Source organism: Streptomyces sp. NPDC016640, assembly GCF_043076215.1.
In the GTDB taxonomy this organism is placed as follows: Bacteria; Actinomycetota; Actinomycetes; order Streptomycetales; family Streptomycetaceae; genus Streptomyces.
In genome coordinates, this window is record NZ_JBIBRG010000007.1 from 362443 (window position 1) to 378143 (window position 15701).

Below are 15701 nucleotides of genomic sequence, written 5' to 3' on the forward strand. Positions count from 1 at the left end.
GAGGCCGTGACCGGAAGGACGGCTCCCCTCTGCCGGAGAGTAACAGCGAGACACACGAGAAACGGGTGGCACAGTTGCGCAAGTACTGGGTCGAGGCCGACGCGCGGTGCGAGCACCTGCGCCGGCAACCGGGGCAGGCGGAGGACTCCGCCCCTTCCCCGCACGGGCACCTGGCCCGATTCCCCCACGCGGTGACGGACTCGGAGGCGGTGCGATGAGTACCTCGGGCGAGCGGGCGGCCTCCGAAGCGGCCCGGCGGCGGACGTTCGCGGTGATCAGCCACCCGGACGCGGGCAAGTCCACGCTGACCGAGGCCCTCGCCCTGCACGCGCACGCCATCACGCAGGCGGGCGCGGTACACGGCAAGGCCGGGCGGCGCGGGGTGGCCTCGGACTGGATGGAGATGGAGAAGGCCCGCGGCATCTCGGTCACCTCCGCGGTGCTGCAGTTCGCGCACCGCGACCGCGTGCTCAACCTGCTGGACACCCCCGGCCACGCCGACTTCTCCGAGGACACCTACCGCGTGCTGGCCGCCGTGGACTGCGCGGTGATGCTCATCGACGCGGCCAAGGGCCTGGAAGAGCAGACCCGCAAGCTCTTCGACGTCTGCCGGCACCGCGGCATCCCGGTGATCACGTTCATCAACAAGTGGGACCGGCCCGGGCGCGAGGCCCTGGAGCTGCTGGACGAGATCGAGCGCGAGTTCCGCCTCAAGCCCACCCCCGTCACCTGGCCGGTCGGCGAAGCCGGGCACCTGCGCGGACTGATCGACGTACGCCGGCCGGAGCGGATGCTGCGCTACACCCGCACCCCCGGCGGGGCGCGGGAAGCGGCCGAGGAGATCCTCCCGGCCGGCCAGGCGGCCCTGGAAGAGGGCGCGGACTGGCAGGAGGCGGCCGAGGAACTGGACCTGCTGCGGGCCGACGGCGCCGTGCACGACCAGGAGGCGTTCCTGGCGGGCCGCTCCACACCGGTCTTCTTCGGCGCCGCGGTCTCCAACATCGGCGTACGGCTGCTGCTGGACGCCGTCGTCGACCTCGCGCCCGCGCCCGGACCGCGCGAACTGGAGAGCGGTGGTCTCCGGCCCCTCGAGGCGTCGTTCTCCGGGCTGGTGTTCAAGGTGCAGGCCAACATGGACCCCGCCCACCGCGACCGGATCGCCTTCATGCGGGTCTGCTCGGGCGTCTTCGAACGGGGCATGACCGTCACCCACGCCGCCTCCGGCAAGCCGTTCGCCACCAAGTACGCGCACAGCGTCTTCGGACAGGACCGCTCCATGGTCGACATCGCCTACCCCGGCGACGTGGTGGGCCTGGTCAACGCCACCGCGCTGCGCGTCGGCGACACCCTCTACACCGACCGGCCGGTCGTGTTCCCGGCCATGCCCACGTTCGCGCCCGAGCACTTCGCGGTGGTCCGGCCCGTCGACCTGTCCCGCTCCAAGCAGTTCCGGCGCGGCATCGCCCAGTTGGACGAGGAGGGCGTGGTCCAGGTCCTCGTCTCCGACCTGCGCGGCGACCAGGCGCCCGTGCTCGCGGCCGTCGGGCCCATGCAGTTCGACGTCGTCACCACGCGCATGGCCGGTGAATTCTCCGCCGCCGTGAGACTGGAGAGCCTGCCCTACCACCTGGCCCGTGCCACCGACGCCGCCGGCGCGGAGGCACTCAACCGCTCCCGCATCGTCAAGGGCGAAGCCCTCACCCGCATCCGGGACAAGGCCCAGCTCGCCCTGTTCCCCGACCGCTGGCAGGCCAACTCCTTCCAGCGCGAGTTCCCCGACGCACGGCTCGACCACCTCATCGCCGCCCACGACTGACCCCCGTGACCCCGTACGGGGCGCGGCGGCGAGGTCACCGACCTGCCTCCCCGCTGTTCCCGGACGTCGGAGTGCGGCCCTGCCGGGGACGGGGCGCGCGGTGGAGGCGGCCCGCGCGCTCCTGCCGGCCGCCTCGGCGTTCGGGCCGGCCAGGCCCGTGCCGACCGCGATCCAGGTGAGCGCCGGGGAGCGGAGCGCGGGCCCCCGAAGGCCGCCGGCCCCGTGGAGGAGGGGCCGGACCCGCCGGCCGCACCGCGCCGTTGTCAGCGCGCCTGCCCGACGGCAGCCGATCGACCCCGGGCTCCACCTCGGCCACCGGTCCGGAGCCGGGCGGGACGCAGCGATGCCGCGACGCCGCGTCACGCCGTCCCGCAGCGGCTGCGCAGCAGTTCCACACCGTCACCGTCGAGGTCGTCGCAGTACGTCGCGCGTCCGGTCATGGCCATCACCAACGCCAAGGTGGGGCCGGACACGAGCGGCCCGGAACCGGTCGCGAAGGGGCCGTCGTCCGCGACGAGTGCCAGTCCACCGATGCGTCCCCTGGCAACGACCACGAGGTCCGATCCCCGGTAGTACTCGGCGACCCGCGTGACGACCTCGATCGGACGGTCATGACGGATGCCCAGCGGGCGCCGGATGTCCTCGCCGTGCACGATCGTCTCGCCCAGCATGGCGACGGCGGGCAGGGGAGGCTTGGTGTCGCTCGGGACGATGTGCCGGAACCGCTCGAGGGTCTCGGCCGGAGTCGCGCCCAGTTGCTCGGCCAGCCGCATGGCCACCTGCTTGTCGAAGTCGAACCGGCAGCGGATGACACCCGCCAGCCAGCGCACGGTGTCGAGGCTTGCGCCCGCGGTGAGATGGGCCAGCACCTCACGCACCGTCAAACCGGCGCACAGCGACGGCGTTGCCCACTGTGCGGCCGACAGATCCTCGAGATCGGCCGCCAGCGCCGCTCGCTCGGTGTGGATCAGGGGCCGGATCCCGGTCCCGCGGCTGCGGTCTGCTTCCAGTCCCGGATCGGTCATGTGCTCACATCTCTCGTCATGGGCCGTGCTCACATCACACCCGGGCACGGACAGCCGGGCGCCCGGCAGGGGCGTTCGGGGAGGGGACTCCCGCTCCGGAGAGAAGTCATCGCCCGTGGGTGACCTTTCTCCGGCACCCGCACCCGGACCGCACGGGCACCGGCGGCTCCCCGCGGTGGACGTACCAGGTTCTGCAGCGGGTCCGTCAAGGGCGGCGAGCCGGGATCCGAGCAGGGGCGAGCCGATCGCGGCGACGCGTGCCGAGCCGCCGACGGCGAGGGCCGCCACGTACCAGTGCGGATACTCGGGCCGTTCCTTGTCGTACGCGTCAGGCTGCGCGAGCCGGGAGCGGACGTGCCCGAACCCCGCAGCCCGGCACCGGCGACGGCCGCGCCCGACATCGCTCGGCGTCCCGCCTCCTGGTGCAGTGCCCACGCCCTCTCGCGCAGGTCCGCGTCGAGGAGCAGGTCCGCGGCCGTGCAGGCCAGCGCGTCGGTGACGGCGACGAGTACCTCGCGGGCCCGGGGGAGGCGGCCGCCGTGGCGAACTCGGGGGTGTGGTCGGACCCGTCGTCCATGATGGCGACGAAGGGGTGGATGGCGGGCACGCGTGTGCTGACGTTGCCGATGTCCGACGAGCCCAGGTAGACGCCCGGCGCAGGCGGCGTCGGCTCGATCCCCGCCTCGGACAGGTGTTCGGCGAACCTCTCGGGCAGCGGGCCGCTGTCACGGAAGTGCCCGTAGCGGAGCGTGGCCCGTTCCACCTCGACCCCGGTGCCCGTGGCGTGGGCCACGCCCTCGGCGCAGGCGCGCAACTGCCCGGTCGGGCCTTCCCGCGCCTCGCTCGTTGCCGCGCGCCGGCCGAACAGCCCCTCCGCGTACTCCGGGATGATGTTGGTGGCCCTGCCTCCGTCGGTGACGATCCCCTGGATGCGGGAGCCTGCCGGCAGGCGCCTGCCCAGGGCGGTGAGGACGCTGAACAGCTCGAGCAGTGCCAGGAGGGCGTCGCCCCCTCGGCCTTCCGTCAAGACGTTCCGTGTGGTGGCGCGGGACTGAGGACGGCCGTCGGCGGGGCGCACGGCCGCCATGGGGTGCCGCTGACGGACAGGGCCTGTCGCCCTGCCGCCCCCTCGCTCACGGGCGGGGATTGGTGCGGTGCCACCGAGGGCGGGCGTCGCCGCCGCGGCGTCCTGCGACAGAGGCACAGCGGGGACACATGCGTCGGACGCGGTCCGCCGCGCCTCCGGACTCGGGGAAGGCGTCCTGCCAGACCACATGCGGAAAGCGGACGAGTTCCGAGCGGCTCAGGGACAACCCGCAGACCGTCTGGTTCAGGCCCGGTTCCCAGGCGTGCACCTCGCCCGAGGGCAGCCGACGGCGGCCCTCCTCCTGGTCCGTCCACTGTCCGGTGGCGGCCACGGCGTACTGCTTCACGCGCGTCATGACGATCCCTCCTGGCCGTCCGTAGTACCCGAACCGCCGCACATCACGCCGCACGCACGCGGTCTGCGGGCGTCGACCGGGGCCGTGCGAGACGGGAACGGGCGCGGCGCGGGGTGACGTGTCCGCCGCTGAGGGCGCGTGTGCGGCGCTCGGTCCGGTCGTCGAGGCCGCCGGTGCCGGCGGGGAGCGGTGCGGCGACCTGCCGCACGATTCCCCCGCCTGCTCCGCCAAGCGGTTTGAACCGCCGGTCAGGGGCACCCGCCGGCCGCGTACGTGTACCAGCCCACCACCGGAGGCCGGCAGATGATCGACGAAGCCCGTGTCAGGGAACTCCGTGACGCCAGGAACGACGGTGCCACGCTCGTACTGCTGGAAGGCAGGGCCCGGGTGGTCGACACCCCCTCGGGCGAGGAGGACGGCACGCAGGGAGCGCTCGTGGTGATCAGCAAGCGTGACTTGCTGGACCGGCTGGGCGGGGAGCCGACCGACCGTGACCTGAGCGACCTCGCGCAGATCCTCACCGACATGGTCGGCAAACTGGGCGCCTGACGGGTTTCCCGACGACCGCCGGGGGAGCGGGGTGAGGTCTTCGCGGCAGGCGACCGGGTGACGGAGAACGCTGCGAAAGCGAGGCGGCCGCACAGACCTGCGGGGGAGGGCCGGCGGTGACTGGACGATGCCCCATCTGCCGATCCCGCCGCACCAGAGGGCAGTGAGGAGATCGCGGCAGCACGTGACTCCGCCCGCCCGCCCGCTCCTGATCCATGAGTCGACATGGCCTGTGCACCGTGGTCACGATGCGGACAGAGCCGAACGTCTCCGCCGCGAGGCGTCGTCCGCGGCACTGTGCGGAGCCGGCCCCATCGTGCCCTCATCAGGGCGTGACCGGTGTCGGCGACTCAACCCTCCCGGCCTTCGTCGTCGGCCTGACTGCCGCGGTCCCTGCTCCCTTGCTGCCGTTCTGTGATCGAGTGCTCCCTGTTGCCCACGCCCTGGAGGATGCCGCGTAGGCGCTTGCCCCACGCGACTCGGAACTGGAGCGGCCGGGGGAGAAGCACCGTCGGCGCCCAGGTGCCGGCGAGCAGCGGGTATCGGATACCGGCGGAAATGGGTGCTGGGCCCGATGGTGGTGCCGCAAGGCTGTGTGTGACCGTGGTATGAACCCTTACGTGTCGGTTCCCCGGGAGGAGGAACCATGACGCAGTCCGGCACCGATCCGCTGCACGTACTCGCGGCGCAGACGCGGCGAGGCGGTCCTCAGCTCGCCCGCGGTCTGGAGACCAGGACGCCCACGCCAGCCGTGTGGATTGCGGCGACGGCGCGGCCCGGTCTTGACGCCGGTGGCCCTCACTGCGGCGATGTGTTCCATGGTCATCGTCACCGCTCCCGTCCTGGACGGTGCCGCCCGCCCCGGGCGTGCACCGCGGCCGACGTGCTGGGGCCGAACAGTATTCCGACGTACCCGGCGCCCGCTGGTCTGACACCGCCGGCGCGGCCTTCAGTTGCCCGTACGTTCCCCCGCCGGTCAGGGCGAACGCTTCAACGACCAAGAACCACGGCTCCGGTTTCCGTTCTGCCCGGCGTCACGGCGGGTATCCCGGTCGGGAAGGCCCCTGGAAGGAGGGCGATGTGATGTCGTGGTTCGTATGGCTGCTCGCCGCCGGGGTGCTGGGTGCCGCGGAGTTCTTCACATGGACACTGGTCTTCGGGTTGCTGGCGGGTGCTGCGTTGGTGGCCGCCGTAGTCGCAGGTGTGGGCATCGGCGTTCTCGGCCAGCTCGCTGCCTTCGGGGTGGCAGCGGCAGCGGGTCTTGTCATCGCCCGCCCCGTCGCGCTCCGGCACATGGCACAGCAACCCCTCACCCGCGACGGCAGTGACGCGCTGATCGGCAAGCGGGCCGAGGTCATGCAGGAGGTCACCGCGACCCGTGGCCTGATCAAACTGTCCGGCGAGGAGTGGTCCGCCCGCGCCCTCGACGAAAGCCTCGTGATCCCGGTGGGAGCGCTGGTGGACGTCATGGAGATCGAAGGCGCCACAGCCATCGTCTACCCCCGCGAACTCCTTCCGTGAACGGCTGACGACACAGCAACGGAGGCACACTGTGGATCCAGTTGTCATCCTCACTCTTGTGGCGGCCATCGTCGTCGTCTTCCTCGTGGCCTCCACTGTGCGGATCGTCCCGCAGGCACGCCGCTACAACATCGAGCGGTTCGGCCGGTACCGCCGGACGCTGCAACCCGGGCTGAACCTGGTCGTGCCGGTGGCCGACCGCATCAACACCAAACTCGACGTGCGCGAGCAGGTCTACTCGTCCGACCCCAGGCCGGTGATCACCGAGGACAACCTCGTGGTCAACATCGACACCGTCCTCTACTACCAGATCACCGACCCGCGGGCGGCGGCCTACGAGGTAGCCGACTACCTCCAGGCGATCGACCAGCTCACCGTGACCACGCTGCGCAACGTCATCGGCTCCATGGACCTGGAGGAGACGCTCACCTCGCGCGAGGAGATCAACTCCCGGCTCCGCGCCGTCCTCGACGACGCCACCGGCAAGTGGGGCATCCGGGTCAACCGGGTCGAGATCAAGGCCATCGATCCACCGCACACCATCAAGGAGGCGATGGAGAAGCAGATGCGGGCCGAGCGTGACAAGCGCGCGGCCATCCTGCACGCCGAGGGCGAGCGGCAGGCCAAGATCCTCACCGCGGAAGGCACCAAGCAGAAGGACATCCTGGAGGCGCAGGGCACGCAGCAAGCCATGATCCTGCGGGCGGACGGCGAGGCGAAGGCGGTGGAGCTCGTCTTCCAGGCCGTCCACCGCAACAACGCCGACGCGAAGGTCCTGGCCTACAAGTACCTGGAGACGCTCCCGCACCTGGCGAGCAGCGACAACAACACGTTCTGGGTGATCCCGGGGGAGCTGACCGAGGCAGTTCGAACCGTCACCACTGCGTTCGGTGATCAGTCGACGGCGGGCCCTCCCAAGCCCGCCCAACCTGCGGAAGCAGCCACCGCCGACGCCGACGACACGTCGCACGAAAGTCCAGTCCCGGAGCTTGACGCAGGCTCGGCGGTTTCGCTCGACGCGGCTGCTGCTGCTGACGAGGCCGGGAAGCAGGCCGCCGCCGCGGTGAGCGACGCCAAGGCGGAGGCCGCGGCCGCGATGTCGCCCCAGGCGCCGCGCCGGGGGGAGACGTCCGGCGACTGAGGCCACCCGCGGGCTGTCGCCAGGACAGCCGTGACACCACCGGGCGACGATCCGCTGCGGCGCGCCGCCGACCTGCCGGTATTGCCCTCTTGGATCGCGACCGGCCGCCGCTCCTGATCTCCGCCTCGAACGCCTCCACACCCTGACCCGCATCGACCCCTCCGACACGGGCCACCGCTACACCCTTGCAGACCGCGGTCATCGACGCCCGCTTCCTCGACTGGCGGACCGGAGCCCTGATCCTCCACAGACCTCCGCCGAGGGGAATGCCCGGCGGCCCCTGCCGCCACGGCGCATCCGATGACGGGTGGAGGCGACGCCGGTACAGTCGGCAGTCGTGCGCCCGGAAGTCCGGTCGGCAGTTCACGAGATCTCGGCCACGAGCCGAATCCGGCGAGTCCTGGGCGTGCGACAGGTGTGGTACCGCCGAGTTCGTGGCTTCGCTCTCCGGGTCGGCTGAGGAGAGGAGACCGCAAATGCGAGCACGTGACCTGGCCGAGCCGTATCCGGTGGTCTTCACCGACGACGATGCCGTGACGGCGGCCGGGTTGTTCGCAGAACGGCGGCTCCCGGCGTTGCTGGTCCTTGATGCCGATCAGCGGCCGTACGCGATCGTGCCGGGATCGCAGCTGCTGCGCGTCGTGCTCCCGGACTACGCTCTGGAGAATTCCGCTCGGGCCCTTGCCGTCGACGACTCGGAGCTGGAGCGGCTGGCGGAGAAGCTCGAGGGACTCACCGTCGCCCAGTGGCTGCCCGGCCGCCGCACCCTGCCGACCGTCGTCGGGCCGGATACGGGTGTCGCACAGATCGCCGCGCTGATGATCCGTACGCACACGCCGCTGGTGGCGGTCGTCGAGAGCGACGGCCAGGAAACGCGGACGGTGGGAGCGATCACGGCAGCCCGGCTGATGGAACACTTCCTCACCCAGGCATGAGGCAGGCCGTCCGGCTGCGGACCCGGTACTCCTCCCCACACGGCGACGGCGGCCGCTCTCCTTCCTACGGCGGCCCTGCGCAGTTCTTCCCGCTGAGCCGCCGGGACGCCGTACGCCAGGCCAGATGGACGAGGCTCACGGCCCCTCCCTGCCTTACCCCGTCGGGATCTGCATCGTCATATGCGGACCTTGTACACGGCATCGCCTGCTTCCGGCAATGTTTACGCAGCCTCCAGTGCCGAGCTCTCCACAGTCGGCCGACTGGCGGTCAGAAGCCCTGTGGATCGTCTGTGACGGCGCGTCAGGAGCAGGTACGCTTCCCGCGGTGTGCCGGGAAGCCCTGTCGGCGATCTCGACGGACGAAGGCGGAAGTTCCGCCGATCGGGGGCCGCCGGACGTGGTGGTCCTCGCGGTGGTACGTGTCCCTCCGCCCCGCTCCTCCTTCGACTGACACGGGGGTGCCGTACGGCATGATCCAGTTCCCACAGCCCGCACGGGGCGTGCCGCGTCCGGGACACATGATCGTGTGCGGTGACGACGCGCTCGCCGAGCGGCTGGCGGACGAGCTCGCCACGGTGTACCGGGAACGAGTCACTCTCGTCGTACCATCACTGCGGCCCACTGGTGCCACCAGCGGGAGGACGCTCGCCGGGACTCTGCTCGGCCGGGTGCAGGCCACCATGAACCGTACCGAGCCCTCGACCGGCCCCGGCCCCACCACCGCATCCCGCATCGTCGAGGCCGCCGAACTCGACGCGTCCACCCTGATCGCGGCGGGCGCGAGCGAGGCGGCGGCCTTGGCGCTCGTGCATGACGACGACGAGACCAACATCCGCGCCGCGCTGGCCGCGCGTCGCCTCAATCCCAGGCTGCGGCTGGTCATCCGGCTCTACAACCGCAAGCTCGGGCAGCACCTGGAGGAACTCCTCGACCAGGCCGCGGCCCTCGCCGTGCCCGGGCTCGACCCGGAGGCCCTGGACACCTCCACCACCGTTGTGTCGGACGCGGACACGGCGGCGCCCGCGCTGGCGGCCACCGCCGTCGCGGGTACGAGCAAGGTCGTCCAGGCCGACGGACTGCTGCTGCGCGCTGTGGAACGCACGCCGTCTGACCACGGCCGGGCGGCCGGCCCCAGCCTGTGCACCCTCGCCCTTCTCTCGTCGACCACGGACGACCCCGCCGGCGCAGAGGGCTCGGACGTCAGCGGCCGCGAAGCACCCATTCTGCTTCCCGATGACGACACCGTCGCCGGAGCCACCGGACATGGCACGGTGGTCCTCGAAACCGTCACCCACACCGCGTCCGGTTCCGCACAGCGACGGCTGATGAAGCGCGGCCTGCCGCTGGGTTCCCTCTTCTCACGCCGGCTGCGCCGGTCACTGGCCGGTCTGATGGCCTGCGTACTGGGCGTGGCCGTCGCGACGTGGCTCACCACCGGTGACCACCCGCTGCACGCCGCCTACCTCACCCTTCTCGACCTCTTCGCGATCGGTGACCCGGCGATCGGCGAACCAACGGCGCGACAGGTCCTTCAACTCCTCGCCGGTCTGGCCGGCCTGCTGCTCCTGCCCGTGCTGCTCGCGGCCGTCCTGGAGGCGCTCGGCACCTCCCGCGTCGCCTCCTCGCTCCGCCGCCCGCCCCGCGGCCTGTCCGGCCACGTCGTCCTGCTCGGTCTCGGCAAGGTGGGCACCCGGGTGCTGGCCCGGCTGCGGGAACTCGACATCCCCGTGGTGTGCGTCGAAGAGGACCCCGAAGCACGCGGCATCCCCCTCGCCCGCCGCCTGCGCGTTCCCACGGTCATCGGCGACGTCACCCAGGAAGGCGTGCTGGAAGCCGCCAAGATCCACCGCGCACACTCGCTGCTCGCCCTCACGAGCAGCGACACGACCAACCTGGAAGCGGCCCTGTACGCACGCACCGTCACACCGGACCTGAGGGTGGCCCTGCGGCTGTACGACGACGAGTTCGCCACGGCCGTCTACCGCACGCTGCGTGCCGCCCATCCCCGGGCACTCACCCGCAGCCGCAGTGTCTCCAGCCTCGCCGCGCCGGCCTTCGCCGGGGCCATGATGGGCCGCCAGATCCTGGGCGCCATACCCGTCGAGCGTCGCGTGCTGCTCTTCGCCGCCCTGAACGTGGCCGGACACCCACAGCTGGAGGGCGGACGATCACCGAGTCGTTCCGCCCTGGAGCCTGGCGTGTCCTGGCCATCGACATGGCGGCACCGGACGAGCGGGTGCCCGACCTCGCCGCCACACCGACAGCGGACGGCACCCGTCGACCCGGCGGACTCGTATGGGACCTTCACCCCGGATACGTGTTGCGGCCCGACGACCGGGTGGTGCTCGCCGCGACCCGTCAGGGCCTGGCCGAACTCCTCGGCCGCCAGACCCCTCCTGCTCCGCGGGGCCGGCGCATAGTGCTGCGCACACCATGAGAGGCGGGAAGGAGAACAGGCTCTCGACCGGTGGCGCAGCATCAGGGCTGTCACGGACGGCGTGTGGACCGGCGGAAGAGCTGGGCGGTGAGCGCCCCCACCAGACACGCCAGGGCCGGCGCGCCGGTGATTCCGATGCGGTCCCAGCCGAGCAGGACGGTGGCCGCTGTTGCGGCGGCTCCCGCAGTCAGGGCCTTCCCGTCGGCGACGAAGGCTCACTCCTCGCGGGCTGTGCCCGGATGCCGGAGCTCGGTGAGCGCGGTTTTGACCGCCGGTGCGAGTGCGTGCTGAGTTGATCGCCTCCTGCTCGGGCACGTACTCCCGACACAGCGGGTCGTGGCACGGGCCTGCGGTCCAGACGGGAACGAAGACGCCCATGGTCCTGTGTCGTTTCACAACGGCGTGTACGGGCTCTTTGCACGAGCGGCAGACGTACCCGGACGACGTGGCTGCCCTTCTCTGCCCGCTTGCACCCGCAACGCCACTTTGTGAGGTGTTTGCCATCTCTGGGCGAGCGCTCGGGTCTCAGGTGGTGGGTGGCTCGTCGGCGCCGTCGTGATGGGCGGCCGGCTCCTGGTCGGCTGCGTGAGAGGCATCCTCGGCGGAAGCAGACGCAGGTATGGCGTCGGCGTCGGCCCGCGATCGGTCATCAGCGGGGCTGGACGGCAAGGGCCGAGCCATGCTCAGCCCGATGGAAACGGCGAGAATGGTGACGATGACGACGAGGCTGACGGGTGAGGGAATTTCCGGAACGGCGGTACTGATCGTTTTGTGGGAGGCCTGGAGGATGAGCTTGACTCCGATGAAGGCGAGGATGAGCGCCAGGCCCTTGCTGAGGTAGTGGAAGCGGTCGAGCAGCCCGGCGAGCATGAAGTACAGGGCGCGTAGTCCGAGGATGGCGAAGGCGTTGCTGGTGTAGACGATGAAGGCGTCACTGCTGACGGCCAGGACGGCGGGCACGCTGTCGACGGCGAAGACGAGGTCGGCGGCTTCGATCGCGGCGACGACGGCGAGCAGCGGCGTGGCGACCCGTTTCCCGGCCTCCCTGACGAAGAAGTGGGGGCCCGCGTACTCGTCCTGTACCGGGATGACCTTGCGAAGCAGCTTCACGGCGATGCTCTTGCCGGGGTCGAAGCTGTCGTCCTCCTCTTTGTAGATCTTGTATGTGCTGTAGAAGAGGATCGCGGCGAAGACGAACAGGACGGCGGTGAAGCGGCTGACCACCGCCACACCGGCGGCGAGGAAGATGCCGCGGAAGACCAGGGCTCCGAGGACGCCGAGGAACAGGACGCGGTGCTGGTAGGCGGGCGGCACCTTGAAGTAGCCGAAGATCAAGGCGAAGACGAAGAGGTTGTCGACCGACAGGCTCTTCTCCAGAAGCCATGCGGTGGTGTACTCGACTCCGGCGCTCGTGCCGACGACCGCGAACACCATGCCACCGAAGACGATCGCCAAGCCCACCCAGACACCGCTCCAGGCGGCGGCCTCGCGGAAACCGATGACGTGTTCCCGCCGGTGCGCGAGAAGATCGACAGCCAATGACACCAGCACGGTGACGGCGAACGCCACCCACATCCACAGCGGCACGTCATGCACGGTTCCGACCTCTCCAGCGTCATCGATCGGCAGTCCTCTTACGAGTCTGGGCCATGCGACGGGGGCTGTCTCCCTGGTGCCGGTGCACGGACGCTGAGTGGAACGGCTCTGTGCTCATCAGCGCGGGCCCGCCCAGGAGTCCACAGGGGCGGCCGTTCGGTGCCGCGTCACCGAAACCATGTGCGCGTGGAGAGCTCCGGGCGTATGCCGCGCTCTGCGCGGGCGAGGACGACGGCGCTGGACAGCAGCCCGACGTGGCTGAGTGCTTGCGGAAAGTTGCCGAGGAAGGAGTGGTCGCGAGGGTCGATCTGCTCGGCGAGCAGGCCGAGCGGGCTGGCGTAGGAGCACAGCTTCTCGAACAATTCCGCGGCCTCGTCCGTGTGGCCTTGGCCCACGAGATGGTCCACGAGCCAGAAGCTGCACAGCAGGAAAGCTCCTTCCGGCTGGCCCAGTCCGTCGGGGGACTCCAGCGGCAGGTAGCGGTAGAGCAGGCCGTTGCCCGCGCCGAGGCGTTCGGCGATCGCCCGCGTTGTGGCGATCATGCGGGGGTGATCGGCGGGAAGGACGCGTCGGAGCGGAAGGGTGAGGAGCGAGGCGTCCAGCCCGCCTGTCGCACCGAGGTGCTCGGTGAAGGAGCGCGCGTGCTCGTCCCAGGCGTCGTGGATGATCCGCCCGGCGAGGCGGCGGGCCTCCGCAGCCCAGGTGGCGGCGTTGCCCGGCAGGTTCAGGCGGGTGGCGAGTCGTGCCGCCCGGTCCAGGGCGACCTGGCACATCGCTGCGGAGTACGTGAACGGACGCGCCTGGGTACGTACTTCCCGGACGCCGTGATCCGGTGTCCACCACGCGGTGCGGGCCTGCTCGGCCAGGCCGGACAGCCGGTACCTCAGGCCGGCGCTCACAGGCCGGCCGGTGGCCGCCCACTGGAAGGCGCAGTCGAGGAGCTCTCCGAGGACGTCGTGCTGGACCTGTTCAGCGGCGGCGTTTCCCCACCGTACGGGTGCGGAGCGGTGGTGGCCCTCCAGTTCCGCGTCGATCACCTCCGGCGGGGAAGGCCGGCCGTCGACGTCGTACAGCACGCGCAGTCGTCCATTCCGCCAGGCGGCGGTCAACGCCCAGTGGAGAAAGCCGCCGGCTTCGTCGGGCAGGCCGATCCGGCGCAGGGCGAACACGGTGCAGGCCGCGTCACGGATCCACGCGTAGCGGTAGTCCCAGTTCCGGTTGCCTCCGATGCGCTCGGGCAGTGAGGAGGTCGCGGCGGCGACGATGGCGCCGTTCTCGGCGTGGTCCAGAAGCTTGAGGGTGATGGCCGAGCGGCGCACTAGGTCCGCTCGGGGAGTGTCGGCCACCACGAAGGCCGATCAACGGCGCCACGCTCGTACGGTGTCGTCGAGGCACCGGGAGACTGATCGTCCGGAGCCGGCAACCTGTGGTCCGCTCCAGCGCAGGCGGACCCAGAGGTTGTCTCCCTGACTCAGGCGCAGTGTGCATTCGGGACCGGGCAGGGGCCGGGACGCGGTCAGATGGAGCTTCACGGACTGCTGGTGGCAGGTCAGTTGCCAGCCGGCGGTCTGACGCTCGGCCCGGGTTGCGCCGCGTGGTCTCACCGCCGCCCTCAGATCGACAGAGCCCTGGGTGACGCGCGCGTGCCGGAGCGGAACCCCTGTGCCGACGGGGGCGTCCGCCTCGAGCCGCGCACCTGGCTGGAGGAGGAAGGCGTCAGTGACCTCGACGAGGCCGGTGTCCGCCCTCAGCTCTGTCACGAGGACGCCGGTGTCCTCCACGTAGTGCTGGCGGCTCAGCCGTAGCCCGTCCGGCGCCAGCAGGAAGGACCCGCCACGGTGACGGTCGAGCAGTGAGCAGAACAGGGGCGGGGCGTCGAAGCGGGGCACGCACATGAAGCTGACGGTGCCGTCGCGGCCCACCAAGGCGCACGCGCGGCCGTCGCCGATCAGGCCGTGGTCCTTGATCGGCAGGTAGTCCGCCGGCGGTGCCGGCGACCACTCGTTCACACGTGACCAGTACCCATCGAAGGCGGGCCGGATCACTCCGAGGGTTGCAGCGGGCGGGAGGGCCAGTCCAGGAGGCGGGCGCCGAGGGCCGCGGTCTGCAGAACGTATCGCTGGTCGGGGTCGGTGGGGTCATGGCCGGTGAGTTGCCGGATACGGGTGAGCCGGTAGGTGACGGTACGCACGCTCACACCCAGCCGGCGTGCCGTGGTCGTGTTCAGGCAACCACTGGCGAAGTACGCGTCCAGGGTTTCCAGGAGTGCCCGGGGCCCGCCCCGCGCCTTGCCCAAGCCGCCGAGGACGGTGGCCACCAGGTCGGTGATGGCGGCGCGGTCCCTGCCGAGGACCTGGAACACCAGCAGGTCGGAGGCGTACACGCGCGGGGCGTTCAGACCGAGCTGGGCAGCGAGGTCAAGGGTGCTGCGCGCCTCCTGGTACGAGCGGACGATGCCACTGGGACCGGGCCGCGGGCGGCTGACGGCGATGCGGCCGGGCTCGTCGACCGCCCTCTGCACCGCGGTGGCGAAGAAGTCCGCGACATCCGGCACGGTGCCGGGCGATACGCACACGAGCAGACTGTCTTTGGTGGTGATCAGCACGTCCTGCGTGGTGAACCGGGCGGTCAGCGCCTCTTCGACGTAGCGCGTGGTGTCGTCTCCCGCACCGAACGGCTTGCCCGTCCGGGCGACGGCCACGCTGTGTGGCCCGACCAGCCGCAGTCCGAAGCGTTCGGCCCGCTCGGCGAGGCGGCCCAGGTCGGTTCGGCCGTCGAGGAGGTCGTGGACGAACTCCCGCCGCATCGCCTCCTCCCCCCGGACGGCCGCGCGATGGGCGGTTTCGTACCCCTCGGTCAGTGCCACGGTCGCCTCGCCGATCGCCCTGATCAGAGCGGAACCGACCTCCCTCAGGTCTTCGGGCTCCAGGGCCCGCCCGGTGCCTGACAGGTCCGTCCAGACCCGGTGGACCGAGGCGAGGTACTCGGCGACCAGGGTGCGCAGGGCCGTTCCGCGGCCGGCCGCCGTGGCGGCGAACTGCCGCAGGTGCTCAAGGTCCTCGTGGGGCAGTCGCCGTTTGTCGAGGGAGGCGCCCGCGAGCTGGTTCAGGTGGCGTTCCATTCCCGCCGCCGGGGGTTCGTTTCCCGCGACGGCATCCCGGGCGGGAGCCGTGGCAGACGGTGTCACCGCACCCGGGGGTCGGGGACGCTCTCCCATCGGCATGCTCCCATCTTGCCGA

The 15701-nt window shown here is 71.1% G+C and carries 13 protein-coding genes and 1 pseudogene; 6 read left to right on the forward strand and 8 right to left on the reverse strand.

All coding sequences use genetic code 11. From position 1 onward, the window contains the following. The first annotated feature begins 214 nt into the window (after positions 1-214). The gene (locus ACF07S_RS17545; protein ID WP_391964985.1) at positions 215-1816 is read left to right on the forward strand and encodes a peptide chain release factor 3; all 1602 of its coding nucleotides are present in this window, start codon (positions 215-217) and stop codon (positions 1814-1816) included. Positions 1817-2175: 359 nt separating this feature from the next. Here ACF07S_RS17545 and ACF07S_RS17550 read toward each other — a convergent pair whose 3' ends face one another. The 3 genes from ACF07S_RS17550 to ACF07S_RS17560 all read right to left on the reverse strand — a co-directional run bounded on the left by ACF07S_RS17550 (position 2176) and on the right by ACF07S_RS17560 (position 4283). Beyond that, a complete protein-coding gene (locus ACF07S_RS17550) occupies positions 2176-2841 on the reverse strand; it encodes a maleylpyruvate isomerase family mycothiol-dependent enzyme (RefSeq protein WP_391974524.1) in 666 nt (221 codons plus the stop codon). A gap of 328 nt (positions 2842-3169) precedes the next feature. Beyond that, a complete protein-coding gene (locus tag ACF07S_RS17555; protein WP_391974525.1) occupies positions 3170-3868 on the reverse strand; it encodes a hypothetical protein in 699 nt (232 codons plus the stop codon). Between the two features lie 106 nt (positions 3869-3974). Next, positions 3975-4283, reverse strand: a complete 309-nt coding sequence (locus ACF07S_RS17560; RefSeq protein ID WP_391964986.1) for a hypothetical protein — start codon at positions 4281-4283, stop codon at positions 3975-3977. 303 nt (positions 4284-4586) lie between these two features. Here ACF07S_RS17560 and ACF07S_RS17565 point away from each other — a divergent pair, with 303 nt between their 5' ends. Beyond that, complete coding sequence (locus ACF07S_RS17565) at positions 4587-4832, forward strand: hypothetical protein (RefSeq protein WP_391974526.1); 246 nt, start codon at positions 4587-4589, stop codon at positions 4830-4832. A gap of 616 nt (positions 4833-5448) precedes the next feature. On the opposite strand, the gene ACF07S_RS17570 is transcribed toward ACF07S_RS17565, so the two are convergent. Beyond that, the gene (locus ACF07S_RS17570) at positions 5449-5658 is read right to left on the reverse strand and encodes a hypothetical protein (protein WP_391974527.1); all 210 of its coding nucleotides are present in this window, start codon (positions 5656-5658) and stop codon (positions 5449-5451) included. A gap of 257 nt (positions 5659-5915) precedes the next feature. Here ACF07S_RS17570 and ACF07S_RS17575 point away from each other — a divergent pair, with 257 nt between their 5' ends. The 4 genes and pseudogenes from ACF07S_RS17575 to ACF07S_RS17590 all read left to right on the forward strand — a co-directional run bounded on the left by ACF07S_RS17575 (position 5916) and on the right by ACF07S_RS17590 (position 10866). Further along, positions 5916-6353, forward strand: a complete 438-nt coding sequence (locus ACF07S_RS17575; protein ID WP_391974528.1) for an NfeD family protein — start codon at positions 5916-5918, stop codon at positions 6351-6353. 31 nt (positions 6354-6384) lie between these two features. Then, positions 6385-7494 carry an SPFH domain-containing protein gene (locus ACF07S_RS17580; protein ID WP_391974529.1) on the forward strand — a complete coding sequence of 370 codons (1110 nt, stop codon included), beginning with the start codon at positions 6385-6387 and terminating at the stop codon, positions 7492-7494. Between the two features lie 476 nt (positions 7495-7970). Further along, positions 7971-8429, forward strand: a complete 459-nt coding sequence (locus ACF07S_RS17585; protein ID WP_391974530.1) for a CBS domain-containing protein — start codon at positions 7971-7973, stop codon at positions 8427-8429. Between the two features lie 518 nt (positions 8430-8947). Beyond that, positions 8948-10866, forward strand: a pseudogene (locus tag ACF07S_RS17590) (NAD-binding protein). 525 nt (positions 10867-11391) lie between these two features. Here ACF07S_RS17590 and ACF07S_RS17595 read toward each other — a convergent pair. The 4 genes from ACF07S_RS17595 to ACF07S_RS17610 all read right to left on the reverse strand — a co-directional run bounded on the left by ACF07S_RS17595 (position 11392) and on the right by ACF07S_RS17610 (position 15583). Next, a complete protein-coding gene (locus ACF07S_RS17595) occupies positions 11392-12462 on the reverse strand; it encodes a TerC family protein (RefSeq protein WP_391974531.1) in 1071 nt (356 codons plus the stop codon). Between the two features lie 167 nt (positions 12463-12629). Further along, positions 12630-13808 carry a glycoside hydrolase family 15 protein gene (locus ACF07S_RS17600; protein WP_391974532.1) on the reverse strand — a complete coding sequence of 393 codons (1179 nt, stop codon included), beginning with the start codon at positions 13806-13808 and terminating at the stop codon, positions 12630-12632. Positions 13809-13820: 12 nt separating this feature from the next. Next, positions 13821-14471 (reverse strand): trehalase-like domain-containing protein, encoded by a 651-nt coding sequence (locus ACF07S_RS17605; RefSeq protein ID WP_391974533.1) that lies wholly within the window; start codon positions 14469-14471, stop codon positions 13821-13823. A gap of 32 nt (positions 14472-14503) precedes the next feature. Further along, positions 14504-15583 (reverse strand): PucR family transcriptional regulator, encoded by a 1080-nt coding sequence (locus ACF07S_RS17610; RefSeq protein WP_391974534.1) that lies wholly within the window; start codon positions 15581-15583, stop codon positions 14504-14506. Positions 15584-15701: the final 118 nt, after the last annotated feature.